Origin of the sequence: Streptomyces sp. NBC_00557 (assembly GCF_036345995.1) — a bacterium.
Lineage (GTDB): Bacteria > Actinomycetota > Actinomycetes > Streptomycetales > Streptomycetaceae > Streptomyces.
This window is the reverse complement of record NZ_CP107796.1, coordinates 2,268,850-2,294,603: the sequence shown is the minus strand read 5'-3', so window position 1 is coordinate 2,294,603 and position 25,754 is coordinate 2,268,850. Positions and strand designations below refer to the sequence as shown.

Below are 25,754 nucleotides of genomic sequence, written 5' to 3'. Positions count from 1 at the left end.
GGCCGGGCGGAGGAGAACGCAATCATGCTGAAGGCAAGGACGCCCCGGACCGGCATCCCGGGCACCGCTGCCAGAGCGACGGCCCTGGCCGCCGCGCTGGCCCTCACCGCCGCGACCACGGTGCTCGCCCTCCCCGCGGCCCCGGCCCGCGCCGACGACGGCCAGTGCACCTTCCCGTCGAAGCCGTACGCGGGCCGGCCCTGGGCGCTGCAACGCGTCAACCTGGACGAACTGTGGGCCCTGTCGACCGGCAAGGGCGTCCGGGTGGCCGTGATCGACACCGGCGTCGACGTCAAGAACCGTCAGCTCACCAACGCCGTCGACGCGTCCCGGGGCAAGAACCTGCTGCCCGGCACGAACTCCAAGGGCGAGAAGATCGACCGCGGCAACAACTCCGGCACCACGGACACGGTCGGCCACGGCACGCGCGTGGCGGGCATCATCGCCGCCCGCCCGATGAAGGGCACGGGCTTCGTCGGCCTGGCGCCGGACGCGACGATCATCCCGATCAAGCAGAACGACGCCGAGGGCGACGGCACGGCGGACACCCTGGCGCAGGCGGTCCTCGACGCGGTCCACGCGGGCGCGGGCGTCATCAACATCTCCCAGGACACCGCCAACGCGCTCGACCCGAAGAACTCCGGGCTGAAGGACGCCATCGACTACGCCCTCGCCCACAAGGTCGTCGTGGTCGCCTCCGCCGGCAACGACGGCCTCGGCGGCAACGTCAAGGTCACGTACCCGGCGGCGTACCCGGGCGTCCTGGCGGTTGCGGCGTCCGACCGCAACAACGAACGCGCCCCCTTCTCACAGTCCGGGGATTTCGTGGGGGTCGCCGCACCCGGTGTCGACATGATCTCCACAGTCCCCGGCGGAGGCCACTGCTCGGACAACGGCACCAGCTTCTCCGCCCCCTATGTGGCGGGCGTCGCCGCCCTGCTGAAGGCCAAGTACCCCGACTGGACGGCCCAGGAGATCGTCGCGCAGATCGAACAGAGCGCGGAACGCTCCATCCCCGGCCACGACCGGCTGGTGGGCTGGGGCGTGGTGGACCCGGTGAAGGCGCTCGCGGACGTGGACCCGGAGCACCCCGTGCAGTCCCCGCACCCCGAGGGCGGCGTGTCCAGGGCCGAGGCCCCGGACGTCACACCGCTGCACTTCGGCGAGACGGCGCAGGAACGCGACAGCCGCATGGCCGCCTACGTGGTCGTGGGTGCCCTGGTCCTGGTGGCCGGCCTGAGCGGTACGGCGGTGGCGGTACGGGACGCGCGGCGCAGGCGCGAAGGGCGGCTGGAGACCGGCCGGTGAACGCGCTGGACAAGCTGAACGTCCTGCTCCTGCTCGTCTCCGCCGTGCTCATCGCCATGGCGTGCGTGAAGGCGGACCGGGTACGAGCCTGGCGCCAGAGCCTCACCCCCTCCGCGCCGGACCTGCCCGACACCGCCTTCGGCTGCGCCCGGGTCGTCTTCCTGGCCCTCGCCGCCTGCGGCGTCTACACCGCCGTCCACGGCTTCGGCGTCTCCGACGCCCAGTCGTGGGACGACAAGGAGCTGACCAGCGCGGTACGGCAGGCCACGGACGACCTGGACGGCTACCGGTTCACCGTCGACGACTCCGGCACCCCCCTCTACTTCGACGACTACGCCTCGCTCCTCGAGCAGAAGGTCACCGAACACGGCGGCGGCGACGCCCCGCAGTACGGCGTGACCGCCACCCCCTCCGACACCGACACCCCCGACCGCGCGAACCTCACCGTCACGGCCGACGGCACGGACACATCCTTCTGCACCCACGTCGAACGCGCCCGCTCCAAGAAGGACGACTACTCCCCACCGGGCCTCTACGGCGGCGAAAGCTCACTGACGTACCGGGGCTACCGGATCGCTGTCAGGACGGAGGAGGGGGAGTGCTGATGGCGGGGAGTGGCCGGGGAGCGGTGGGGCGAGGGACTGGCGGGACAGTGCTGATGGTGGTGCGGAGGGGCCGGGGGCGGTGGGCCGAGGGACTGACGGGGGAATGCCGGCGGGGTGAATGCCGACGGGGGGATGCCGATCCGAGGTGAGGAAGCCGGCCCGTGCCGCCGCCGGCCTCACAACTTCCCGAAGACAACGCCCCGCCAGGTCCAGCCGCACGTGAGCACGGTGTCCCGCAGCGGCTCGCGCAGCTGGGCGCTGTCGAAGCGGAAGGTCTCGGTCACCTCCAGTCGGCCGTTCTCCCCCCGCCCGATGGTCCCGGAGCGGCTGACGGTCCGACTCGGCCCGCGCGTGTAAGTGGACGTCACCTCGAGCCTCGTCGGATGCCCGACGCGCCTGACCTCCCACTGCTCCTCGAGGGCACGCACCTCGTGCTCTGCGCGGTTCAGCCGCATCCGGATCCGCACGGCGTGAGTGATCTGGGACTGCACGAAGACGTGCTGCCAGGCGGGCTCCCTCAACCGCCACTCCGCCAGCAGGTCGCATCCCTCACCGCCGCCGTAGCGGACGACGTAAGGGACATCCGGCTGATTCAGACCGAGCAGAGCAGCCCGCAGCTCCTCGCCGGGGACCGGGGAAACCCCCTGCGGGGGACGCCGGGTGCCGGTGAGTTTGTCGAAGAGGCCCATGACAGCGGTACGGATGTCAGTTCGCGGCCGGGGAGGCCTTGTCGTCGGCCTTGATGTCGAAGTTCACCTTGGATCCCTTGACGGAGGTGACGGTGACGGTCACGCCCAGCGTGCTGCCGTCGTCCGCGGTCAGCTTGCAACGGGTGCTGCTGCCGACCTTCCCGGTGAGGTCCTCGGGGCACGTGATGTGCGGCTTGGGCCGTCCCGTCTGCGCGGCGAGCTGCTCGGAGACCGTGGTGGCCAGCTTGTCGGCGGACACCTTCGGCTCCGACTTGCCCACGCTCACCGAGCCCGAGCAACCGGCGAGCAGGGCACCGGCGGCCACGACCGAGAGAACCGGAACAGCGGTGGTCATCCGGACCTTGGACATTACAACACTCCGCGTTGGCTGGTGATGAAAAGAAGACCCGGAGAGCATACTTGGCGACGACCTGTGGTCATTCTGAAGGGCATGGGGAACGCGCGACCACAGGCAACTACCCATAGGCCCTTCACCTTCTCCGCAAATGACCCTCGATGCCCATGAGTTCTGTCTTGCCGGTGAAGGCGAAGTGCGCACCTCGCTCTTATTGGGTGCATTGCAAGCGTGCGGTGCTCGGTGGCAGGAGCCGTGCTGAGGCGGCGGGCTCGGCATTCGCATGATGATGTTGGTGCTAGCGTGAGCCCGGGCCGCCAAGTCGCCCATGAGCAAGCAGCGTTGACGGAAGAAGGTACGGGGATCTCGTGTCGGCTGATCTCGGAGTCGGGCCAGGTGTCCTCAAGAAAGGCGCATCGGACATTCTGGAATGCCTCACGCCGGTACAGAAGGTGGACCTGACGGATGCAGCCGAGCAGGGTTCTTCCTTCGGCGATGACGAGGCTGCCGCCGCACTCGTCACATTCTGCGCCACTTGGCAGTTGGGGGCGCAGTTCCTCGCGGATTCCGCAGCAACCTTGGCGGGGGGCCTGAACAAGGCCGACAACAACTACGCGGAAACGGACGAGGCGATCCGTGACGCGGTGAACTCGGTCAAGTCGGACCTGAACTGAGGACGGGGGATCCGCATCCATGGCAAGCGAGCTGGGGTCGACGAGCGACCCCAAGGACCTCATACCAGGAGACCCGGGAAAGCTCCATGGTCTCGCCACCACGCTCAACGGCTGGTCCAAGAAGTTCGAGAAGATCGGCAACGGTCTGCGCGACCTGAAGATCCCGGGCTGGACCGGGCGGGCCAGCGACGTCTTCTGGCCCACCCTGGCCAAGGAGAAGGCCAACTGGTACCTCGCATCCGACGCGATGTCGGATGCGGCCAAGCAGATCACCTCGTACGCGTCGACGCTTGACTGGGCCCAGAAGCAGGCCCACACGGCGATCGAGCAGTGGAAGTCCGGTGACCACGACGCGGCGGAGACGACGCTCAAGGCCGCCCAGAAGCAACTCAAGCCCGAGACCGAGAAGCTGACGAAGAAGCTGGGGGATCTGGCGGGGGGTGCCGCTCATAGTCCGGCCTGGCTCCGGCAGGTCCGGCAGCAGGTCGACGACTGGCAGTGGATCAAGGACCACAGCGTCGGCAAGACCAGTCAGAACCGGTGGAAGTGGGAGACCCAGAAGTGGCTGGGAGGTGAATCCAGCCGGTGGCACCAGGAGAAGGAGTGGGGGAAGGACGCCGACGGCAACTGGTTCGTCCGGACCAAGCAGTCGGCCGAGCCGGGTGACCCGGCAGCTCCGGGCGGCAAGACCAACCTCACCGTCAAGCTGGCCGAGTGGACGGGAGGCGCCAACGCCTGGTCGGACGGCGTCAAGAAAGAGGGCACCGTCGGAGGCGTGAAGCTGGCGGGCGCAGCCGGCGTGTCCGTGCTCGGGGTGGATGGAACCGCCGGAGCCAGCATCACCAACGGACGGCTGCAGGCCGGTGTGGCGGGGAGCGCCTACCTGGCCCAGGCCTCCGCGAACGGCAGTGCGGAATGGGGCATCGCAGCGGGCCAGGCCGAAGCCAAGGCCTATGCGGGCGCCGAGGCCTCCGCGAACGTCGGCGTCGGCAAGGACGGCCTGCACGCCGGCGCCGAGGCGTTCGCCGGAGCCAAGGCCACCGGGTCGGTCTCCGCCGACGTCGGCGGTGTCGGCGCCGGTGTGAACGGTGAGGCGTGGGCCGGCGTGGGTGCTTCCGCCAACGCCGACCTGGGCATGAAGGACGGCAAGTTCACGATAGGCGGCGAACTCGGAGTCGGTCTGGGTGTCGGCGGCAAGGTCTCTTTCGACGTCACCGTCGACCCCCACAAGATGGTCGACTCGGTCGGCGACGCGGCCGACTGGGTGGGCGACACCTGGGACGACACGGTCGGCAGTTGGCTCTAGGCTCGACTGCAGCTCATCAAGGAAGTGGATGCACCATGACGACCACGCTGCCGGTCAAGATCTCATTCTCCCTGCCGGACGGCTGGCAGGCGGCACCGCCGGACGAGGTAGGGGCACCTGGCGTCGCCTTCGTCGCGCTCCATCCCGCGTCCACTGACGGATTCACGGCGAACATCACCATTGCCGGGCGGATGCGCAACGACAGCGCCATGATGTGGCAGATCGCCGAGGAGTCGGTGCGACGGCTGGAGCAGGCCGGCACTGTGGAGGTCGTCAAGAAGGCCGAGATCGGCACCCCTGACATCCCGGGCCTCACGGACTCTCCCGGCGTTGTCCAGAACCTCCGCCTCCACACCACCCTGCGGGGAGAACCGCTGGAACTGCTCCAGACCCAGGTGTACCTCGGTATGGAGGACGTCAGGAATCCTGCGGAGCGCGCCGTCCTCGAGTTCGTGCTGACCGCGAAGCCGACTCAACTCGACGCTGTGATCGGAGACTTCCAGGCCTTCCTGCGCACAGTACGTCCGGCCGACGAGGAAGACTCCGCCTGAACGACGAAAGTGCCCCTTGCCCCGGTGATTCTCTTCCCTGGGGCAAGGGGCACTCCGCTGGCTCAGGAAGCAGTCCAGGCCCCTGCCGGAATGCGGTCCAGGACGTCGCACAGGTAGTTCAGCTTTTCTTCGACCTTCTGCGGCGACAGGGTGCCCCTGTACCAGGTGAACAGTTCGTAGTCCCGTAGCTGCAGCGGTGACTTCTTCGCTCGGGGATCCTCGAGGAGGAAGGGCACCAAGGCGCCGCTCAGGCTGTTCCGGACGAAATCCTCGTCAGCGGTGATGAGACGGAAATTCTGATCGAACTCGGGAACACCGAGCTGCGTCTTCTCCCTGCGGTCCAGCACGGCGTCCAGCTTGCTCGGAAGAAGTATCTCCACGGACGGCGCCGATCCGGGAGCCGTGACGACGAATACCGTCTCGACGATGGGCTGGTTGCGTTCCACCGTGTCTGCGCCTGACATGGGGTTGACGTAGCGGTACTCGAAGTATGTGAAGGAACGGCCACGGAACTCCCCCGTGGTGTAGTGCCAGGCACTCAGATTGCTCCCGCGCCCGGGCATGGGCCCCGCGCCGCAATACCGGTCGATCCGGCCGTGCGTGCGCACCTCGTACGTCCACCCGCGTTCCGGAGCCATCCGGGCAAGCCGTGCGTAATCCTCTCTTGTCTGGGCCCTCTTCTTGCGGCCGCATGCGGACACCATGAACACGACGGTGAACACGCCCACGATGAACGCGACGAACAGCACCTTGACGAGAGTCCCAGCCCATTGCTCCATGGGCTCAGAGTATGGCGGACGGAGTCGTCTCGGGAATGCGGGCTTCCGCTTGGTCGCAACTGTCTGGGAGGCGGGGTGCTGTCGCGGCCGAGCCGGCGACCGCTGCTGCTCCACGGAGTGCGGAAGCGCGCCTGCCGAGCCGCACCGCTGGGACGCGTGTGTAAGTTCTGCGAAGATCGCGCAGCGGCGCCGCACGGACAGGGGCAGCGGTGTCCAGGATGGGCCGACGCCCCCGAGCGTGCAGGGCCGGCCACTCGTGCCACCGCCGCCAGCCACGCGCAAATCGGTCAAACCGCGACCCCTGGTGCGGTCTCGTAACCGAGTCAACACATATGCAGCTTGGACCCGTTGAGCAGGTTGACTAGAGTGGTCAAGTGCTGTGAGTCGCGGCTCGCTTTGCGATCGTACGGTGAGTGGACGACCGGTCTCGCGCTCGGTCGAGACTGATGGTGTACGGGGAAAACGGGGAGGAGCGTCGTGCTTCCGGCAGACATGGTGGGGGGCGTGTCGGCGACCAGGGCGGCGAACCTGGAAGCCAGCGGTGAGGCGCTGGATACGTTCGTGAAGCGGGTGGACAACGTCCTCAAGACCCTTGAAGGGTCGGCAGGCAACCCGGCGAAGATCGGTGCTCAGACGATCAACGCGGCGTCGCTGACGTCCGGCGGGAGGGACATCTTCCCCGAAGCGCACGGTCTGTACGACCAGTACAAGCGGGTCCATGGTGAGCTGACGCGGCTGTCCAGGAACCTGCATCTGCAGATCGAGGCGATCGGTATCGCGGTACAGGGTGCACGTGTCGGCTTCGACAACCTCGAAGAGGAGCAGCGCCAGCGCTTTTGGGCGATCCAGGCGCAGGTCGGAAAGGACCACGCTGCGGCGAATGACAAGAGCCACACCGGTAACGACGCGCAGAGCGGTGCAGGGTTGTAGCGATGACTGACAAGCACGACGCAGATCTGAAGCGAGTCGGCGATTGGAACAAAGCCACTGACTGGGTCAGCCGTTACGAGAGCGGCCCGCACCCGGGTGGACTCCTCTTCGGCGTGGTCGACGCAGCGATCAGGGCCACTCCGACGGGGCAGGGGGTGGCTATTCGGACTGACTTCGGCAAGAAGGACCTCCCGCTCAACGAGATGATCGATTTGGTTGAGCAGACCGATCCGGAGGACCTGGAATCCTCGGGCAAGGCCTTGTGGGATGCGCGTGACGCCATCAAGGGGGCAGCCGAGGAGCTTGACGGACACATTCAGAAGGTCCACTGGGTTGGTGAGTCGGGTGACTCGTTCCGCGAATGGGGCGGCAAGCTCGTCACACACGCCCACTATCTGAGTGAGTTCGCCGGAGCTGCGGGGGACCAGATCACGGCCGCCGCCGTGGGTCTTGCCGCCGTCCGGGGTGCCATGCCGCCTCGTGATACGGAGGCGAACCGGAAGCGCCCTGACCGGTTCACAGCGGCCGAGAAGGCGGCGGACAAAGAGGGATACGCCACTGCCGTAAAGGTGGAGAAAGACCGCCAAGAGGCGATCAACCAGATGAACCGGTTGGCGTCGTACTACGCAGTGTCTGAAGAGGTGCTGTCGACCTTGCCTGACAAGGAGAAGGCGACGTTCACCGCCATGCCCAATGTGGGGGTTCCCAAGCCCTCGCGGTGGAGCAGTGATGGTGACCCCTCGCCCGCCGCAAGCTCAGGCTTCACCTCACATGCAGGTACAGGATCGGTATCCGGCGGCGGCCATCACGCGGCAGTGCAGAGCGGTGACGTGACCCGGCACGTGACGAGCGTCAGCCCGACACCCACCCAGCACGTCCCCGACAAGGTTCCGCATGTCGACCAGCCTGTCGGCACGCACATCGATACCACTGCCACGTTGCCTCCGCCCACCACCACTACACCTGGGCCCAGCCACATGCCACCGGTCACGGGCACGCCGCCGACCAGTGGTGGCCAGCCCAATGTGTTCGACGGTGGTGGATACGGGCTTCCTATGCCCAATGCCTCCTCGGGCCGCGGTCTGAGTGGCGCCGGTGGCCTCCGTACGCCGCCGTCCGCCCAGGGGCGCACGGGAACGTCCCGTTGGACCAGCCCGGGTTCCGGGCGTGCCACCGGGGGAGGGCCCGTGGACGAGATGGGCCGCTCGACGTCGGCCGGCCAGTCCACTGCCAAGGGCACCGCTTCCGGGCTGCGGACGTCCTCGCCGATGGGCCGAGGGGTTACAGGCGGTACACCACGGCCAGGCGGTGCCGGGGCAGCACGCGCGAGCAGCGGGCCGGCCACCGGCGCCGGACGGTCCAACGGAGTCGTCGGGGGGCGGCCCTCCGCCACGAATCCGTCGTCGAAGAACGGGTCGAGACTTCCACGGGGCACGGTCATCGGTGGTGAGGAGGAGGTCAACTCCCGTTCCACGACTGGTCGGCTCGGCCAACGGGGTGTCTTCGGAGCGTCCGAGTCCACGGCGCGGCCAGGCGCGGGGGCGACCGGCTCCCGGCTTGGTGCGGGAACGTCCGAGCCTGTCACCGGCAGTGCCACCGCGCGCAACTCCGCGGCAGGCGCTGAGCGTAACGGCATGACCCGTGGTGGTGCCGGCCTCACTCGCGATGCCAGCCACAACCGAAAGCCCGGCGACACACGGAAGACGGACGGGTCGCCGCGGCCCGACTACCTCATCGAGGACGAAGAAACACACCTGCCCGACAAACCCCGGCGTGATGTGCCGCCGGTGGTCAACTGAGTGCGAACGAGGACAGAAAGACGATGAAGTCAGGGATCAGCCGACGAGCCGAGCAGGCCACGGTTCGCAGAACACGCCTTGCTGGACGAGTGCGTGTTGTGACCGCGGTCGTCGGTGCCCTGGCTGCCACGACGGTGGGCTTGGCTCCGGGCGCCTCCGCTGATGATGTGCAGTCGAAGCAGTGGTATCTCGGTCCGATGCAGGCCGAAAAGATGTGGAAGGTCAGCACCGGTGAAGGCGTGAAAGTCGCCGTCATCGACACCGGCGTGAACGCGAACACTCCGTCACTCAAGGGGCAGGTCCTGACCGACGAAGTGCCGAAATCGGTCGCGTACCGGGCCACTGACGATTACGTCGGCCACGGTACGACCATGGCCGAGTTGATCGCGGGTACCGGAGCAGGTGGTGGGCTGAAAGGCCTGGCGCCCGGGGCGAAGATCATCCCGTTCCGCGTCAAGTTCGACGGCATGAAGCGCAGTGCGCAGGAGAAGAAGAAAACGCCTGGTGCCACCGCCGCGATCAGGGCGGCGGCCGACACGGATGCGAAGATCATCAGCATGTCGTTCGGTTCCCCAGGGCCCGACTCCGACGAACAGGCCGCCATCAATTACGCGGCGTCGAAGGGGAAGCTGCTGATCGCGGCAGTCGGAAACGACGGCCGGAAGTCAGGCGACACCATTGGTTATCCGGCGGCTGACGATTACGTGATCGGTGTTGCGGCGACTGACGCGTCCGGCACGGCATCGAAATTCTCCTCGCACGGCGGATACGTCGACCTCTCGGCCCCGGGGCAGAACTTCCCAGGCTGGTGCGACGCCACATTCCGTTCGTACTGCGACAACGTGAACGGTACGAGTTCGGCCGCGGCCATCGCCTCGGCTTCGGCCGCTCTGATCTGGTCCGCCCACCCCGACTGGACGGTGAACCAGGTCACCCGCGCGCTGGTCGACACGGCAGGCCGTAGCTGGCCGAAGAACAAACCGAGCACATATCTCGGTTACGGTGCTGTGCGGCCTCGCGTGGTGCTGGCGAATCCCCACTACAACCCCGGCCCGGCGAACGTCGACCCCCTCCGCAAGGAGAACGGCGGCGACCTGCTGGCCAAGTCCGGCTCGTCCACCGCGACTTCGTCCTCCTCCGCTTCTGCATCAACCCCGTCACAAGCCGCGGAAAAGGGTTCAACCGGTGGCACTTCAGCGGCAGGATCAAGCGCGGAATCGTCGAATGACAGCAACTCCACCCTCTGGATCACGCTCGGCGCCGTCGCCGCAGTCGTCGTGATCGGCGGCGGAGGTGTGGCCCTCATGCGAGCACGACGCGCCAGGTGAACGCCCTCGGCTGACAACGGCCATAACGTCCAGTGCACTTCGGACAGGGCAGGCACTGCGTGCTCACCGCCGGAAGCGACAGGCGCCGGCGGTGAGCCGAACCCAATAGATCAACAACGGACACACGAAAGGCAGGGCCGACCATGGCCGGCGGAAAGCAGAAGCTCCAAGACGATGCAGTAATCCGGCTGCAGAAGCAGATGCTCGAGAAGTACGAGAACATCCAGAAGCGCGTGCACACGCTTCAGGGCGTCATCGACGGCCTCGAGGGCCAGTGGCAGGGTATCGGCCGTGCCGCGTTCGACAAGAAGCAGCTCGAGATCAACGAGTCGCTGCGCAACATCGGCAACATCCTCGGCGACGTCATCGAGGCCATGACCACGACGCGCAACATCAAGGACAGCAAGGAAGACGAGGTCCGCGCGGCCGTCAACAAGATCGACGTCCGCGACGGCGCCTCCTCGATCCCGCCGTCCGCCCTCAGCTCCTACTGAGTCGAGCGCGACACAGGACAACCGCCGGGAATCCGGCCCACTCACCAGGCACACACCAGCGAGACGAGGTAATCAGGCATGGCCAACAACGCTGAGGGGCTGTCAGTCACTTATGACGGGCTCGACACCGCGGCGACCAACATCGGTAACCAGGCGAGCCAGCTCGAGCAGGACCTGCACGACCTGCGCGGTCTGGTGGTGAACAGCCTGCAGTACTGGGAGGGCCAGGCCCAGGGCACCTTCCACGAGAAGCTGCAGCGCTGGGACAAGGAAGCCAACGACATCCACCAGGCGCTGGCCGGCATCGGTCACGTCGTCGCCCAGTCCGGCGGCACGTACATGGAAGGCGACAAGAAGGCGGCCAGCTACTTCCAGTAGGACGAGGCTCGCAGAACCAACTCCAGGGTGGGCGCGCGCGGGAGGCGCCCACCCTGCTGTTGTGCCCAGCCGCAGAAGCCGAGCTGCTGAAGAAGCCGAGCTGTCGGAAACGAGGACAGGAAAGACGATGAGGTCAGGGATCAGCCGACGAGCCGAGCAGGCCACGGTTCGCAGAACAGGCCTTGCTGGACGAGTGCGTGTTGTGACCGCGGTCGTCGGTGCCCTGGCTGCCACGACGGTGGGCTTGGCTCCGGGCGCCTCCGCTGATGATGTGCAGTCGAAGCAGTGGTATCTCGGTCCGATGCAGGCCGAAAAGATGTGGAAGGTCAGCACCGGTGAAGGCGTGAAAGTCGCCGTCATCGACACCGGGGTGAACGCGAACACTCCGTCACTCAAGGGGCAGGTCCTGACGGACGAAGTGCCGAAATCGGTCGCGTACCGGGCCACTGACGATTACGTCGGCCACGGTACGACCATGGCCGAGTTGATCGCGGGTACCGGAGCAGGTGGTGGGTTGAAAGGCCTGGCGCCCGGGGCGAAGATCATCCCGTTCCGCGTCAAGTTCGACGGCATGAAGCGCAGTGCGCAGGAGAAGAAGAAAACGCCTGGTGCCACCGCCGCGATCAGGGCGGCGGCCGACACGGATGCGAAGATCATCAGCATGTCGTTCGGTTCCCCAGGGCCCGACTCCGACGAACAGGCCGCCATCAATTACGCGGCGTCGAAGGGGAAGCTGCTGATCGCGGCAGTCGGAAACGACGGCCGGAAGTCAGGCGACACCATTGGTTATCCGGCCGCGGACCCATACGTAGTCGGTGTAGCCGCAGTGGACAAATCTCTCTCCGTTGCGAAGTTCTCTTCCGCCGGGAACTACGTCGACCTGTCGGCCCCAGGCCAGGGGTTCCCCGGCTGGTGCGACGCGACATTCCGCTCGTACTGCGACAACGTGAACGGCACCAGCTCGGCGACCGCGATCGCCTCGGGGGCTGCCGCTCTGATCTGGTCCGCCCATCCCGACTGGACGGTGAACCAGGTGACCCGTGCCCTGATCGACACGGCGGGCCGCACCTGGCCGAAGAACAAGCCGAGCAAGTACGGCGGTTACGGGCTCATTCGTCCCCGTCTGGTTCTCGCGAACCCGGCCTATAACCCCGGGCCGGCGCATGTCGACCCGCTCGCCAAGGACAACGGCGGCGACCTTCTGGCCAAGTCGGGCTCGTCCACCCCGGCTTCATCCTCCCCCGCTGCTGCATCCACCCCGTCACAAGCCCCGGAAAAGACTTCAACCGGCGGAACCTCAGCGGCAGGATCAAGCACGCACTCGTCGAACGACAGCAACACCACCCTCTGGATCACACTCGCCGCCGTCGCCGCAATCCTCGTGATCGGCGGCGGAGCTGTGGCCCTTGTGCGGGCGGGACGAGCGAGGTGACGCCCTCGGCTGACAACGGCCGGCCGAGCATGCGAGGAGCCGGGCCGAGTACGCGAGGTACCCGGCGGATCGGGCCGTACACGGTCGTCACGCGGCTCGACTCCGGGCTTCCCGCGCAGACCCCCGTCCCCGAGCACCGTTTCATCGCCCGCAGTGCCGACGGCGACCGGACCGTACTGCTGAGCACCCCCCTGGCCACGGCCGACCCGCAGCGGTTCATGGCCGAGGCCGACGCCTCCCGCTATCTCCTCGGCTCCTGGGTCCTCCCGGCCGTCGAACTCGCGGCCCCCGGCGAGCAGCCGTGGCACGCCCGTCCCTACGTGCCCGCGCTTCCGCTGCCCATCGCCCTCGCCCTGCACGGCGGCCCGCTGCCCGAGCGGACGGTTCGGGCGCTCGGGGTCGCGCTGGCCGAGAACCTCGCCGTCGTGCACGGGCAGAACCTGACCCACGCCGGGCTGTGCCCGGCCGCCGTACTGATCGCCGCCGACGGACCCCGGCTGACCTGTTTCGGGGCGGTGCGGGCCGCGGCGCCGGACGGTGCCGTACGACAGGACGTGCCCGGGCTCGACCCCGGCAGCCTGCCGCCCGAGCAGGCCGCGGGCGGACAGCCACGGCCGCTGGGCGACGTGTACGCGCTCGGTGCCACGCTGGCGTACGCCGCCACGGGATTCACGATGCCGGAGCGTGAGGAACTGCCGGACGCCCTGCGCTCGCTGGTCCCGCGCTGCCTGTCCCGCGACCCGGCCCACCGACCCCAACTCGCGGAGGTCATCGACGAGTTGGCGGGCGGACCCCAGCCCGACGCCCCCGCGGGCTTCGCTCCGCCCTCGCGCGCCGACGCCTTCCTGGTCCCCGGCTGGCTGCCCGCCCGGCTCGTCGCCGCCATCGTCCATCAGTCGGCGTCCGTGCTGGCCGCGGAAGTCCCGTTGCCGGCGCCGGTGCACACACCCTGGCCGCCCGGCGGGGCGCCGTCCACGGCCCCCGTACCCCACCCCAGCCACTGACGACGACAAGAACCCATGCCGACTCCTCTCACTCACGACGACCCCGTTGCCCTCGGCCCTTTCCGGCTCATCGCCCGGCTCGGCAGCGGCGGCATGGGCACCGTGTACGTTGCGCGCTCCGCAGGCGGTCGTACCGTCGCCCTGAAGACCATGCACGCCGCCATCGCCACCGATCCGGCGGCCCGCACCCGTTTCCGGCTGGAGGTGGACGCGGCGCGGGTCATCGGCGAGCAGTTCGGGGCACGGGTGATGGACGCGGATCCGCTCGCCGAGACACCCTGGCTGGCCACGGAGTACGTGCTCGGCCCCCCGCTCGACGAGGCCGTCGAGGCCGGCGGCCCGCTGCCCGAACAGTCCGTACGCGCCCTCGGCGCGGCCCTGTGCTCCGCGCTCGGGCAGCTGCACCGGTCGGACGTCGTACACCGCGACCTCAAGCCGTCCAACATCCTCCTGACCGCCTACGGCCCGAAGGTCATCGACTTCGGCATCGCCCGCGCCATCGGCGACGACCGGCTGACCCGGGCCGGCGTCGCCGTCGGCACCCCCGCCTTCATGTCGCCCGAACAGGCCACCGGCCAGGACCACGACGCGGCCGGCGATGTCTTCGCGCTCGCCGGAGTGCTGGTGTACGCGGCAACCGGGCGAGGCCCCTTCGGACACGGCCAGGCGGCGGATCTTCTGTACCGGGTGCGGTACGCCGAGGCGGACCTGAGCGGCGTACCGGCCGCGCTCGCACCGGTACTGGCCCAGTGCCTGGCCAAGGACCCGGCGGCCCGGCCGACCACGGCCCAACTCGCCGCTCAACTCCACGACGGCAGCGGTGAGTTCGCCGACCACCTGCCCCCCGAGCTGCTCGCGGACATCGGGCGCCGGGCCGCCGACGTCTGGCGGCTGACACCACAGCGGCTGCCGGCGCCGACAGCCGGTCCGGAGACCGCAGGGGGCACCACGACGGTCGGCCGTCGTCCCTCGCGCCGCGGGTTCCTCGCGCTCGGAGGGGCGCTCGCCGTCGGCGCCGCGGGCGCAGGCGCGTGGTGGTGGCAGCAGCGCCCCGCAGCGCGAGGCGACGCAGGTACGACCGACAAGGACGGCGGCGCCCAGACACGGAACCTCGCTCCGCTCTGGTCCTACCAGTTCGAGACCATGATGCTCACGGACGTCTTCGGCATGGTCGTCCCCCAGGGGACCGACGGGATGATCGTGGTTCCGATGGGCGGATACACCCATGGTGTGAATCCCCGGACAGGCGTGAGCAAGTGGCGGGTGTACAGCGAGGAGAGCGGCTGGCAGATGGCCGTGGCAGGCGGGCGCCTCTACGGGCTCACGCTGGGGGGCGAAACCGACGACGGGATCGGGTCGGCCGTCACCCTCCGGACCGTCGACCCGAACAACGGCAAGACAGCCAGGACACTGGTCCGCTTCCCGGGTACCAACAACGAGCTCTGGACACATCAGCTCCTCTGCGTCACCGACCGCGTCGCGTACGTCGCCGTCGGCGACGGCAAGGAGGACGGAACCGGCTACCTGATGGCCCGGCAGACCTTCACCATCCGCGCCGCCGACCTCAGAACCGGCAAACAGCTGTGGTCGAAAGCCCTGCCCGCACGGCCGGACAACAGCAAGAGGCTGCACTTCCTCACCGCCCGGGTCGTCGGCGACCGCCTGGTGACACTCCAGGAGGTGAAGGAGTGGACCGTACACGTCGTCGTACGCGACGCCTCGACCGGAGCCGTCGTCTGGGACAGGCCGTATGACATCGACGATCCCGACATCCTCCGCGGCGTGATCGCTGCGGACGGCGATCACGTGTATCTCGGTGGCAGCCGGCTGCGGGCTCTGCGGCTGAGTGACGGATCCGTGGCCTGGCAGAGCCCGGCCGGCCGTGCCTACAGTCCACCGGCGCTCAGGGCTGGCGTGGTGTACGCGGTGGGTGCGGGGGCCGGGCTGACGGCGTTCGACGCGGACAGCGGAAAACTGCTCTGGACCGAGAAGGGCGGCGTGGTCGACGGGGCGTCCACCGCATGGCAACCCATGCTCGGCACCGACTACGCGTACTACAAGAACGCGGCCCTGCTGCACGCGGTCAGCCTGACGAAACACACCACCGCGCTGACGTACCAGACGAGCAGCACGCAGTTCCACGTGGACCCGGACGCGAAGTTGCTCCTCGGTGTGAACAGCAGCAACCTGACCGCCTATCCGCTCAAGTGAAGTGACCGAAAGCGTTGAATCCGCACACGGAACTCAGCCACCCGCCACGGCCACGGACTCTGCGCTCGACCGTCCCCATCCGTCCCGTTCAGGCAGAAAGACCTTCCTATGAAACCCCTCGGTAGCGGCGACCCGCTCCGCCTCGGTCCCTATCGCGTCCTCGGGGTCCTCGGCGAAGGCGGCATGGGCAAGGTCTACGTCGGCCAGGACAACGCCGGCAGCCTCGCTGCCGTCAAGGTGCTCCGACCGGATCTCACCCACGACACCAACCTCGCCCAGCGGTTCGTGCGCGAGGCGCAGGCCGCACAGGCGGTGCGGAGCAGCGGCATCGCGAACGTGCTCGGCGCGTGGACCGAGGGGGGACGGCCCTGGATCGCCACCGAATATCTCGCGGGCCTGACCCTGGACCAGGCCGTCGACACCTATGGCCCGCTCGACGAGCCGGCGCTGCGTGCCCTGGCCAGTGCACTCGCGCGAACCCTCGCCGACATCCACGCGGCCGGGTTCATCCACCGGGACCTGAAACCGCCCAACATCGTGCTCACCTCGTCCGGACCGCGGATCATCGACTTCGGCATCGCTCGCCCCGAACACGGGTTGACCTTGACCACGACCGGGCAGGTGCCCGTCTCACCGGGGTACGGCGCCCCCGAGCAGGTGCTCGGCCGGCGGGTGGCTCCGTCGGCCGACGTGTTCTCCCTCGGCGCGGTGCTCGCGTACGCGGCAAGCGGCAGACGGGCGTACGACGGCTCGCATATCGCGGCCGTGCAGTACGAAGTGGTACACGGCGAGCCGCGGCTCGAAGGCATTGCCCCGCAGCTGAAGGCACTGATCCTGCCCTGTCTGGCCAAGGACCCCGCTGCCCGCCCTGTACCGGCCCAGATCGTCCAGGTCATGGCGGCGCCCAAGGGAGCCGACCGGGTGTGGCGGCGCGGACCGGTCGCCGACGCCATCAAGGAACGGGAGGCTGCGGCACGCCGGCTGACCACGCCCGTCACCATCGAGACGGGCCCGTCCGTCACCCGCAGGCGTCTGCTCACCGGCCTCGCCGCGGGAGGCGTGGTCCTGGCGGGCGGCGGTACGGCCGCGTGGTGGGCGGGCTCGACGAAGCTGAAGAGCGATCCCTTCGACATCCCCCCGGCTGTGCGCATGCCCGTGCAGAAGCTGGACGCCAAGGGCGTCAAGGACCCGTTCACCAACCACGTCCAGCTGACGGATCTGTGGGAGGTGAACAACGAAGCCGACGCCTACTCCCGACCGTTGCTGCCGGTAGGAGACGTCATCGTCTTCGGCGTCGCCACCGGTGGTGTCGCGGCTTTCGACATCACGAACGGCAAGCGCCGCTGGACCGCGCCTCACCTCAGAACGAAGAGCGGCTATCTGTCCCTCTCCGACCGGCTCGTCATCGGCGTCGACGGCAAGGGGGTGCTGCGTACCTTCGTGCCCTCCACTGGCGAACCCAAGTGGACGTGTCCGGCGGCCGAGGCGGCCACGCTCCTCGCGGCCGACGACGACGCGGTGTACTTCGTGACGAAGGACCACAGGCTGCGCAGCGTGAATCGCTCGGACGCCAAGGTCCGCTGGACGGCGCCGGTCGCCGCCGATTTCCGTGGCAAGTTGCTGAATCCGGCCGTGATCAGCCAGGGCATGCTCGTGATGTCGACCTCGGACGGCACCGTGCTCGTCGTGCGGACCAGCGACGGCCGCAAGGTGTGGGCCCGCCTCGACCACCAGGAAGTCACCGTCCGCCCGGCCGTCTACGGCGGCACCGTGTACATCAACGGCTCATCCCTGGAGGCCCGGCGGATCGGCGACGGAGAGAAGATCTGGAGCACCAAGCTGGGTAGCTGGGAGACCGACTGGAACACGTGGGGTGCCCCTGCGGCCTACGAGGACGCGGTCTATGCCAGCGCGGGTGACGGCATCCGGTACGTGTCGAAGAAGGACGGAAAGGTGTTGTGGAATGCCTTCGACTGCGCGGACCCCGAGAGTCCGGTGGTACGGCAGGGCCACGCGGTGTGGGCGCTCGAGTCCGACAACCGGCCGAACGATCCCGCCCTGCTGGTCCGTTCGGTGCGGGTGTCGGACGGACAGGATGCGCGAAGCTACGAGTTGCCCCAGACTGTGTACATCCGCATGGCCGCTGCCGGTAATCGTGTCTTCGTCCTGCACGACAGCTCGGTCATCGCCTTTGCGGCGTTCTGAGCGGGCTGACGCCGTCGTTCACGTGTCGAGTTCCGTGCACTCCTTGGATGTGGCTGCCGCATCGGTGAACTCGCTGATGGCCTTTTCCATGGCTGTGGTGCCGACCGAGCCGTGGTGCGTCCTGATCACCGCGAAGACCTCCGCGCCATCCTTCCGCTTGGCGGCGCACGCCACGTGTCCCACCGCGGCGGAGTCCGCGACGATGTACCTTTCGTTCTCTTTCTTGACGCTGTGGGCGGTGATCCCGTAGGTGCCGAAGGCGACCTTCGTGAGAGTGGTCCTCGGGCTCCAGCGTTCGATGATGCTCGAGAGGACGACCTTTCCGTCCACCGAGACCTGGCAGCGTGCGTAGCCGGGAGAACCGCTCTTCCGGGACGAGATCGTCTTCCCCGCCGGCAGGAGCGGTTCGAGAGCCGACGGAGGCATGGCTGTTCCGCACATCGACGAGGGAACAGCGTATTCGCGCTTCTTGTCCGAAGCTCCCGAGGAGCAGCTCGTCAGGGCTAGGCCGACGGCAAGGGCGCCGGCGACGCAGGCCATGGTTGATCGGGGGCGCAGGGGCGGCATCGGTTTCGATTCCTCACTAGGAGATTTCCGTCTGAAGGTCGTCGGCCATCCGCCGCCCGTCCGTGGAAGCGTCGTTGAAGCCGTCCTCGGTGCCGTAGCGTGCCCACTCGCCGACCCGGTCCGCATAGGGGGAGTGGTGTGCTTTGGCCGCCTCGGTTGCGGCCTTCTGCGCCAGGGCGATGTTGCGATCGCGGCTGTCCTCCCAGAGCCGGGCGGAGTCGAGGCCCTTGTCCTCCAGATGGCTGCCCTCGACGCCGTTGAACAGTTCACCGAGGACGACACCGCTGACGGTGCCGGCGACGCCACCGACGGCGGCACCGGCGGCGGGGGACGCGATGAAGCTGGTGCCTACTCCGATGCCGGTGCCGATGACGCCGTTCGCCACGTTCTGCCACTGCGAGACGGCGTGGTTGTAGTCCTCGTCCGCTTCCTTGGCGGGACCCAGCACGGCCTCCTGACGGCCGATGGCCAGACAGCCTCCGACCTCTGCCGAACGCCGGGATATCTCGGTGATGGTGTTCTCCATGCTCTGCCCGTACCGCTGGTCCGCCGGCAGATCCGGATTCAGGTGGTAATCCATCAGGTTCGCCATGTAGGCCTTCTGTCCGACCTCCACAGCCGAGTAGCCCTCCGGGTTCTGCCCGACGGCGATCAGGAAGCGGGACACGTCGGCGTGGTTCATCTCGGCCGACGCACCGGCGACGGGGAAGAGCTTCTCGATCTGCTGCCACTGCTCGGAGCCCGGATCGGGCTTCACGTCGGTGGTGGCCCGGTTGATGTCCGGCAGGTACTCCGACGCCATCTGCCCGATGCTGTCGGACATGTAGCCGTTCTTGGTCAGCCGGTCGGGGTCGTCGCTGATGGACGCGACCACGCTCGCCATGAGCTTGGCCTGCTGATCGTTGTGTGCCGGGGTGTCCGCCGTGGGCAGCTCGCCCGCCGGGTGACCGGTCGTGGCCGCTTCGATCGCCATGGCCAGGTTGTTCTGCCCGGGGTGGATGTCGTCGCCCTTGAGGTCGGTCTCCTTGGGCCACTCACGGTCCTCGAAGAGGTACGTGAAGTTGGAGACGGCCTCCTTGTGGTCCCCTCCCTTGGGCAGATACTCCTCGTTGAGGAAGTCCGTGGCCGCGTCCGGACTGGCGGACAGTGCCTTGAGATAGCCCGTCAGCGGGTCGTCGCCGCTGTCGTCGCCCATCCGGTTGAGCCACGGGTCCATGCCCATGTGCTGCCAGGCCATATTGGGGTGCTCCCCGTTGCCGGTGAGCTTGCGTTCGGTGGCCATGAGCGCGGTGCCGTAGCTCTTGAGGAACTGGTCGTCGTAGTCGCCCGCCCGCATGAGGTTGCTCATGACCTGGAAGCCCATGGGCCCCGTCTGGCCGCCGACCGGCTGGTCGCCGAGGGCGATCATCCTGCCCTTCCACTCGGTCATGGCGGCGGAGTCGCTCTGTGAGGCGGTGGCGAGCGTCAGACCGAGATTGCGCTGCAGGTCGTCGTACTGGTCGACCCGGGCCTGCCCCAGCTGCGCCGCCTTGTGGGGATCGTTGATCCCGGCCCAGAACTCGAGCGTCTTCTCCGGCCCGAGATCGGTGGCGAAGCGTTCCGCGAACAGCGGATCGCCGGCGTGCTCCTTCAGACCGGCGTTGAGCTTGTCGAACTCGGCGGGTGTCAGGTCCTCCGGGTCCTTCTTGGCGAGACGCGCCAGTTCGTCCGCGTCCTTGACGGCACCGGCGGCGGAGTCGCGGTCCTTGTAGGACGCGTCCGAGAAGCCGTAGTCGGTCTGGTCGACGAGGGCCATGAGGACGGTTTTCGCCGAGTTGTCGCTCTCGGTGGCGTCGCGGAGGATCTTCTGCACCTCGTCCCGCAGAGCGGTGACGTCGTGCTCGTCGTGTTCCGGTGGGGTGTAGCCGGACGCGGCCCGGTCAGGATGGACGTTCATGGTCACGGTGAAGGTGCCTTTGCCGGTGTCCATCACCGTGAGGTTCTTCTTCAGTCCGCGCTCGATCGCCGCGGTGAGCTGCTTCTGGTAACCCTTCAGCTCCCCGGCGGTGTCGCTCAGGATGTTGTGGATGGTCTGGGCCTGAGTGTGGGCGTCCTGGAACTCCCCGGCCGTCTTGCCGATGAACTCCTTGGTCACCTGCTGGTTCACGCCGGCCCAGTTGGCCTTGTTGGCGGCCTGGTGCAGGCCCTTGTCCGCGTCCTCGGCCAGGTCTTTCAGGTTCCGGACGATGTGTCCCCAGTCCTCGACGGCGTCGTCGAGCTGCTTGAAGTTGGCGAAGCGCAGAGCGTCGAGATCCATGAGTCGGTGTCCCCGTCGTGCGTCGAGATCAGTGCTTCTTCGGCGGGGCGTAGGCCGGGTTGGGCTTGCCAGGACCCCCGACACGCTCGTCGAAACCGGCGTCGAGAGTGTCGATGCTGCTCATCTGCCGCCAGATGTACGCCTCGTCGCCTGCGTGGATCTTCTTGGTGACCTGCATGTGATTGGAGATCTGGGCGCACGCGTCCAAGAGGGAGCCGAGTTGCGTGTCCCACTTGTCCGACACGTGCTGGAGGGCCGAACCGAGTGCGAAGCCCTGATCCGTCAGGTCGCGGGCCGCCGAGTCCACGTGGGTGTTCGACAACCGGGCCTTGTCCCAGAGTTGGTTGTAGAGGGTGTGGGCAGCGCTGCCGATCTTGGCCAGGTCGTGCTGGGTGACCTTGAGGTCGCCGGTCTGGCTAGGGAAGGCGGTGGAACCTCCGCCGGGGTCGTCCGGGATGTGGTTGAGCTGCATGTGTGCAGCCCCACCCTGCCGGCGCGTCAGCGCGTCCGACTTGAGCTGCTCCCATTCATCCCATGCCATGGATGACCCATCCCCGTGGAGTGCCTGACCGGTAATTGCGTTCCATTTGAATCGTCTAGTTCAGGCAAAAATAGCAAAACCTTGGCACGGACACGGCAGCAACTCCAACTGCCCCCGAAACCTCCACTTCCGTCCCACGGGTCCCCTGGGAACGACAAGATGCCGCGGACCAGACCAGTCCGCGGCATCAAGGCCAAGCCGGGCGCAGCTCCCCGGCGACGGGACGCGCTAGGACTCCACGAGGCCCACCTGCACCATCGGCTTGCCGCGCTTGCGGGACACGAAGATGCCGCGGCCCGCGGGCATCGGCCGGGGCCGGACGCCGCCCAGCAGTTCGCCCTCCGCGGGGTCGCCGGCGAGGACGACGCCCTGGGCGCCGAGTTCCTTCATGCGCTGCATGAAGGCCTCGTAGCCGGCGCGGCCCGCGCCCGCCGTGGAGCGGGCGATGATGAAGCGGACGCCGACGTCGCGGGCGAAGGGGAGCAGTTCGGTCAGGCCCGCCAGCGGGTTGCCGCTCGACGTGGAGACCAGGTCGTAGTCGTCGATGACCACGTACACCGTCGGGCCGCGCCACCAGCTGCGGTTGCGCAGCTGCTCCGGGGTCACGTCCGCCGTCGGCGTGCGGCGCTGCATCAGGTCGGCCAGCGCGTCCATGTGGTGCTGCATCTGGTTCGACATCGGGATGTACTCGGCCAGGTGCGAGTCCGGGGTCACTCCGAGCAGCGAGCGCCGGTTGTCGACCACGAACAGCTTGCAGCTGTTGCCGTCGTAGCGCTCGGTGAGACGCTTGATCAGCAGCTTCAGCAGGTTGGACTTGCCGGACTCGCTCTCGCCGAACACCAGGAAGAACGGGTCCTGTTCGAAGTCCACGAACACCGGCTCGAGGTTGTCCTCGTCGAGCGCGAAGGCGACGCCCCGGTTCGGGAAGCGGTCGCCCGGCGGGAGCTGGGCCGCCGGGAACTCGCGGGGCAGCAGGCGCACCTCGGGCGCGCCGGGCTCCTGCCAGTGCCGGGTGACCTCGGCGGCGAGCGCGGCGGTCGCCTCCGCCAGGTCCGTGTCGGAGGAGAGGCCGTCGATGCGCGGGACGGCCGCCATGAAGTGCTGCTTCTGCGGCGTCTGACCGCGGCCCGGCACCCCGGTGGGCACGTTGGCGGCGACCTTGCGGTCGATCTCCGAGTCCATGGGATCACCCAGCCGCAGCTCCAGGCGGTTCATCAGGTGGTCCTTCATGTTCGCCCGGACTTCCATCGAGCGGGACGCGGTGATGATCAGGTGGATGCCGTAGCCGAGACCGCGCGCGGCGATGTCCAGGACCAGCTGCTCCAGGGCCTCGTAGTCCGAACGGAAGTTGCCCCAGCCGTCGATGACCAGGAAGACGTCGCCCCAGGGCTGGTCGGTCACCGAGATGTCGCCCCGCGCGCGACGGGTGCGGAACTCGGCGATGGAGGAGATGCCCGCCGAGCGGAAGTACTCCTCGCGCCGGGTCATGACGCCGTACACCTCGGCCGCCGTACGCCGGACCTTCTCCGGGTCCAGGCGGGAGGCGACACCGCCCACGTGCGGCAGGCCGGCCACCGCGGCCATACCGCCGCCACCGAAGTCCAGGCCGTAGAACTGCACCTCGTACGGGGTGTGGGTGAGCGCGAACGACGCGATGATCGAGCGCACCAGCGTCGACTTGCCGGACTGCGGGCCGCCGATGATCTGCATATGGCCGGCCGCGCCGCCGAAGTCGAGCCACAGCGGGTCGCGCCGCTGCTCGTACGGCTTGTCGATGAGACCGACGGGGACGACCAGCCGGCCCGCGCCCTCGTAACCCGGCTGGGTCATGCCGCGGCCCGGGACCGGGGCGAGGCCCGGCAGCAGCGCGTCGAGCGACGGCGGGCTGTCCAGCGGGGGCAGCCACACCTGGTGGGCGGCCGGGCCCTGCGCCTCCAGGCGGCGCACGATCACGTCGAGGACGGTGTCGGCGAGCGCGTCGTCCTGCTGCTCGGCCGCCGACTCCTGGCGCTGCTTGGGGATCGCCGCGTAGTGCACCGGCACCTCGGCCGCGGTGAACAGCACCGGCCTGCGGTCGACGGGCAGCGGGCCGCCGAGCGCCGCGGCCTGCTGCGAACTCGTGCGGTACACGCCGGACACGTACGCCGCCTTGAACCGCACCATCTCGTCGGTGCCGAACTTCAGGAAGCCCGAACCCGGGACGTTCGGCAGTTCGTAGGCGTCCGGGACGCCGATCGCGGCGCGGGACTCGGCGGCCGAGAACGTGCGCAGACCGATGCGGTACGACAGATAGGTCTCCAGGCCGCGCAGCCGGCCCTCCTCCAGGCGCTGCGAGGCGAGCAGCAGGTGCACGCCCAGCGAACGGCCGATACGGCCGATCTGCACGAACATCTCGATGAAGTCCGGCTTGGCCGTCAGCAGTTCGCTGAACTCGTCGATCACCAGGACGAGGGAGGGAATCGGCTGGAGCGGTGCACCGGCCGCGCGGGCCTTCTCGTAGTCGTGGATGTTGGCGTAGTTGCCCGCGTCGCGCAGCAGCTCCTGGCGGCGGTTGAGCTCACCGCGGATCGAGTCGCCCATGCGGTCGACGAGGGTGAGGTCGTCCGCGAGGTTGGTGATCACGGCCGCCACGTGCGGCAGCTGGGCCATGCCCGCGAAGGTGGCACCGCCCTTGAAGTCGGCGAGGACGAAGTTCAGCGTCTCGGAGGAGTGGGTCACCGCGAGGCCGAGGACCAGCGTGCGCAGCAGCTCGGACTTGCCGGAACCGGTGGCGCCGACGCACAGGCCGTGCGGGCCCATGCCCTCCTGCGCGGCCTCCTTCAGGTCGAGCATGACGGGCCGGCCGTCCTCGCCGACACCGATCGGCACCCGCAGCCGCTCGGACTGCGAGCGCGGCCGCCAGGTCCGCTTCGGGTCGACCGAGGCCGCGTCGCCCAGGTTCAGCAGATCGGTGAACTCCAGGTTCGCCAGCAGCGGTTCGTCGTCGTCCCCGCCCGACGCCACCCGCAGCGGCGCCAGTTGGCGGGCGAGCGCCTCGGCGGCCTCGTACGACAGGACGTCCGGCGTCCCCTCGTAGACCATGCCGTGCGCGGACTCCAGGCGCAGTTCCTTGGGCTGCACGACGACGGACAGGTCGCCCCGGCCGGCGGTGAGGTCGCCCGGCACGATCTCCAGGACCGTCACTCCCTGCATGCCTTCGGGGCTGGCCAGCAACGACGTGGGCGGCAGGGAGACACCGTCGAGCACGACCACCACGTGCGGCTGTTCGGGGACCGGCGGTCCGCCGGGGTGGAAGCGCGGCCGGCCCTGGAGCCGCGAGGCGAGCCGGTCCTCCAGCTCGACGGGGTCGGTGCTGATCAGACGCATGCTGCCGGCGCCGTCGGCCAGGCCCTGCGCCTGCACGTGCGGCAGCCACTTGGCCCACTCCCACTCGGGCGCCGACTGCCGCTCGGCGGCGACGGCGATGACCAGGTCCTCGGGGGAGTGCAGCGAGGCGAGGGAGGCGGTGAGGGCACGGGCGGCGCCGCGCACGGTGCCGGGCTCGCCGCTGATCGTCACGTGGTAGAAGGCGCGCAGCGAGACCGCCATCGGCAGTTCGTCGAGGGTGCTGTGCGTGGCCAGGAAGCGCTGCATGGCGCCCGCGGTCAGCGGCTCCAGGTCGTCCACCGGGGCGGTCTGCGGCGGGATCAGGGGCGTGGCCAGGGACTGCGGGCCGAGGCCCACGCGCACCTGCCCGAAGTCCTCGTCGCCGGTGCGCCGCTCCCACACCCGGCTGCCCTCGGCGACCAGCGCCCACAGTTGCTCCGGCGAAGGGTGCAGGTAGTACTGCGCGTCCCGCTGGGCCTGCGCGGTCTCCAGGGCGGCGCGCCGGGTCTGGGACAGGTACCGCAGGTAGTCACGGCGCAGGTCGGCCATCTGCCCCTGGTTGCCGCGCCGGTAGCGGACCAGCATCGAGATGCCCATGGCGACGGTCGAGGCCACCATCACCATGCCCATGATCTTCATGAAGGGCTGGGCCTGGGGGTTGAAGAAGAACACCACCGAGCCGCCCATGCCCAGCATCGGCAGGAGCTGCATCCAAGCGCTTTCCTGCTGGCCGCGCGGCAGTTCCGGCGGAGCTTGCAGCACGACCTCGTCCGTGGGCACTTCCTTCGGCAGTGCCCGCGGTGGGCGCTTGACGACGATGTGGCTCACTACGCACCAATTCCCTTGCCGGACCGAATTTTTCGTCCGCCGCCCCGTGTCAGGCGAACGTCGATCGCGAAGCGCGATCCTACTGACAACCACTGACAACGGCTGGCG

General features: G+C 68.4%; 21 protein-coding genes. 14 read left to right on the top strand and 7 right to left on the bottom strand.

From position 1 onward, the window contains the following. Window positions 1-24 precede the first annotated feature (24 nt). Together mycP and OG956_RS09330 are read left to right on the top strand one after the other, a co-directional pair. Window positions 25-1,308, top strand: a complete 1,284-nt coding sequence (gene mycP, locus OG956_RS09335) for a type VII secretion-associated serine protease mycosin (RefSeq protein ID WP_330337483.1) — start codon at window positions 25-27, stop codon at window positions 1,306-1,308. Continuing rightward, complete coding sequence (locus OG956_RS09330; RefSeq protein WP_330337482.1) at window positions 1,305-1,913, top strand: hypothetical protein; 609 nt, start codon at window positions 1,305-1,307, stop codon at window positions 1,911-1,913. The genes mycP and OG956_RS09330 overlap by 4 nt, the downstream gene beginning before the upstream one ends. Window positions 1,914-2,089: 176 nt before the next feature. On the opposite strand, the gene OG956_RS09325 is transcribed toward OG956_RS09330, so the two are convergent. Both OG956_RS09325 and OG956_RS09320 read right to left on the bottom strand, forming a co-directional pair. Further along, window positions 2,090-2,602: a hypothetical protein gene (locus OG956_RS09325; RefSeq protein WP_330337481.1), complete on the bottom strand. Its 513-nt coding sequence runs from the start codon at window positions 2,600-2,602 to the stop codon at window positions 2,090-2,092. A 16-nt stretch (window positions 2,603-2,618) separates the two neighbouring features. Beyond that, window positions 2,619-2,972 carry a DUF4333 domain-containing protein gene (locus OG956_RS09320; RefSeq protein WP_330337480.1) on the bottom strand — a complete coding sequence of 118 codons (354 nt, stop codon included), beginning with the start codon at window positions 2,970-2,972 and terminating at the stop codon, window positions 2,619-2,621. 353 nt (window positions 2,973-3,325) lie between these two features. Between OG956_RS09320 and OG956_RS09315 the strand changes: the two genes are divergently transcribed. The 3 genes from OG956_RS09315 to OG956_RS09305 are packed head-to-tail and all read left to right on the top strand — an operon-like array spanning window position 3,326 to window position 5,488. Next, window positions 3,326-3,631 (top strand): hypothetical protein, encoded by a 306-nt coding sequence (locus OG956_RS09315; RefSeq protein ID WP_330337479.1) that lies wholly within the window; start codon window positions 3,326-3,328, stop codon window positions 3,629-3,631. A gap of 19 nt (window positions 3,632-3,650) precedes the next feature. Further along, on the top strand, window positions 3,651-4,937 hold the full coding sequence (locus OG956_RS09310) for a putative T7SS-secreted protein (protein ID WP_330337478.1): 1,287 nt from the start codon (window positions 3,651-3,653) through the stop codon (window positions 4,935-4,937). Between the two features lie 35 nt (window positions 4,938-4,972). Further along, entirely contained in the window at window positions 4,973-5,488 is a 516-nt protein-coding gene (locus tag OG956_RS09305) for a hypothetical protein (protein ID WP_330337477.1), read from the top strand. Between the two features lie 62 nt (window positions 5,489-5,550). Here OG956_RS09305 and OG956_RS09300 read toward each other — a convergent pair whose 3' ends face one another. Next, the gene (locus OG956_RS09300; protein ID WP_330337476.1) at window positions 5,551-6,267 is read right to left on the bottom strand and encodes a hypothetical protein; all 717 of its coding nucleotides are present in this window, start codon (window positions 6,265-6,267) and stop codon (window positions 5,551-5,553) included. A 477-nt stretch (window positions 6,268-6,744) separates the two neighbouring features. Between OG956_RS09300 and OG956_RS09295 the strand changes: the two genes are divergently transcribed. The 9 genes from OG956_RS09295 to OG956_RS09255 all read left to right on the top strand — a co-directional run bounded on the left by OG956_RS09295 (window position 6,745) and on the right by OG956_RS09255 (window position 18,048). Then, on the top strand, window positions 6,745-7,197 hold the full coding sequence (locus OG956_RS09295; RefSeq protein ID WP_330337475.1) for a hypothetical protein: 453 nt from the start codon (window positions 6,745-6,747) through the stop codon (window positions 7,195-7,197). 2 nt (window positions 7,198-7,199) lie between these two features. Further along, a complete protein-coding gene (locus OG956_RS09290; RefSeq protein WP_330337474.1) occupies window positions 7,200-8,996 on the top strand; it encodes a hypothetical protein in 1,797 nt (598 codons plus the stop codon). Between the two features lie 89 nt (window positions 8,997-9,085). Further along, window positions 9,086-10,324: a S8 family serine peptidase gene (locus tag OG956_RS09285; protein WP_443065670.1), complete on the top strand. Its 1,239-nt coding sequence runs from the start codon at window positions 9,086-9,088 to the stop codon at window positions 10,322-10,324. Between the two features lie 143 nt (window positions 10,325-10,467). Then, window positions 10,468-10,818, top strand: coding sequence for a WXG100 family type VII secretion target (locus OG956_RS09280; RefSeq protein ID WP_330337473.1), 351 nt, complete (start codon window positions 10,468-10,470; stop codon window positions 10,816-10,818). A gap of 78 nt (window positions 10,819-10,896) precedes the next feature. Beyond that, a complete protein-coding gene (locus tag OG956_RS09275; protein ID WP_330337472.1) occupies window positions 10,897-11,196 on the top strand; it encodes a WXG100 family type VII secretion target in 300 nt (99 codons plus the stop codon). Window positions 11,197-11,389: 193 nt separating this feature from the next. Then, window positions 11,390-12,628 (top strand): S8 family serine peptidase, encoded by a 1,239-nt coding sequence (locus OG956_RS09270; RefSeq protein ID WP_443065545.1) that lies wholly within the window; start codon window positions 11,390-11,392, stop codon window positions 12,626-12,628. 29 nt (window positions 12,629-12,657) lie between these two features. Continuing rightward, on the top strand, window positions 12,658-13,632 hold the full coding sequence (locus OG956_RS09265; RefSeq protein WP_330342786.1) for a serine/threonine protein kinase: 975 nt from the start codon (window positions 12,658-12,660) through the stop codon (window positions 13,630-13,632). A 15-nt stretch (window positions 13,633-13,647) separates the two neighbouring features. Next, complete coding sequence (locus OG956_RS09260; protein WP_330337471.1) at window positions 13,648-15,843, top strand: protein kinase domain-containing protein; 2,196 nt, start codon at window positions 13,648-13,650, stop codon at window positions 15,841-15,843. 108 nt (window positions 15,844-15,951) lie between these two features. Further along, window positions 15,952-18,048 (top strand): serine/threonine-protein kinase, encoded by a 2,097-nt coding sequence (locus tag OG956_RS09255; RefSeq protein ID WP_330337470.1) that lies wholly within the window; start codon window positions 15,952-15,954, stop codon window positions 18,046-18,048. A gap of 18 nt (window positions 18,049-18,066) precedes the next feature. Here OG956_RS09255 and OG956_RS09250 read toward each other — a convergent pair whose 3' ends face one another. From OG956_RS09250 to eccCa, 4 genes are all read right to left on the bottom strand, one after another. After that, window positions 18,067-18,588 (bottom strand): hypothetical protein, encoded by a 522-nt coding sequence (locus OG956_RS09250; RefSeq protein WP_330337469.1) that lies wholly within the window; start codon window positions 18,586-18,588, stop codon window positions 18,067-18,069. Between the two features lie 43 nt (window positions 18,589-18,631). Continuing rightward, window positions 18,632-20,911 carry a DUF6571 family protein gene (locus OG956_RS09245; RefSeq protein ID WP_330337468.1) on the bottom strand — a complete coding sequence of 760 codons (2,280 nt, stop codon included), beginning with the start codon at window positions 20,909-20,911 and terminating at the stop codon, window positions 18,632-18,634. A gap of 28 nt (window positions 20,912-20,939) precedes the next feature. Next, window positions 20,940-21,452 (bottom strand): hypothetical protein, encoded by a 513-nt coding sequence (locus tag OG956_RS09240; protein WP_330337467.1) that lies wholly within the window; start codon window positions 21,450-21,452, stop codon window positions 20,940-20,942. Window positions 21,453-21,680: 228 nt separating this feature from the next. After that, window positions 21,681-25,646 carry a type VII secretion protein EccCa gene (gene eccCa, locus OG956_RS09235; protein WP_330337466.1) on the bottom strand — a complete coding sequence of 1,322 codons (3,966 nt, stop codon included), beginning with the start codon at window positions 25,644-25,646 and terminating at the stop codon, window positions 21,681-21,683. Window positions 25,647-25,754: the final 108 nt, after the last annotated feature.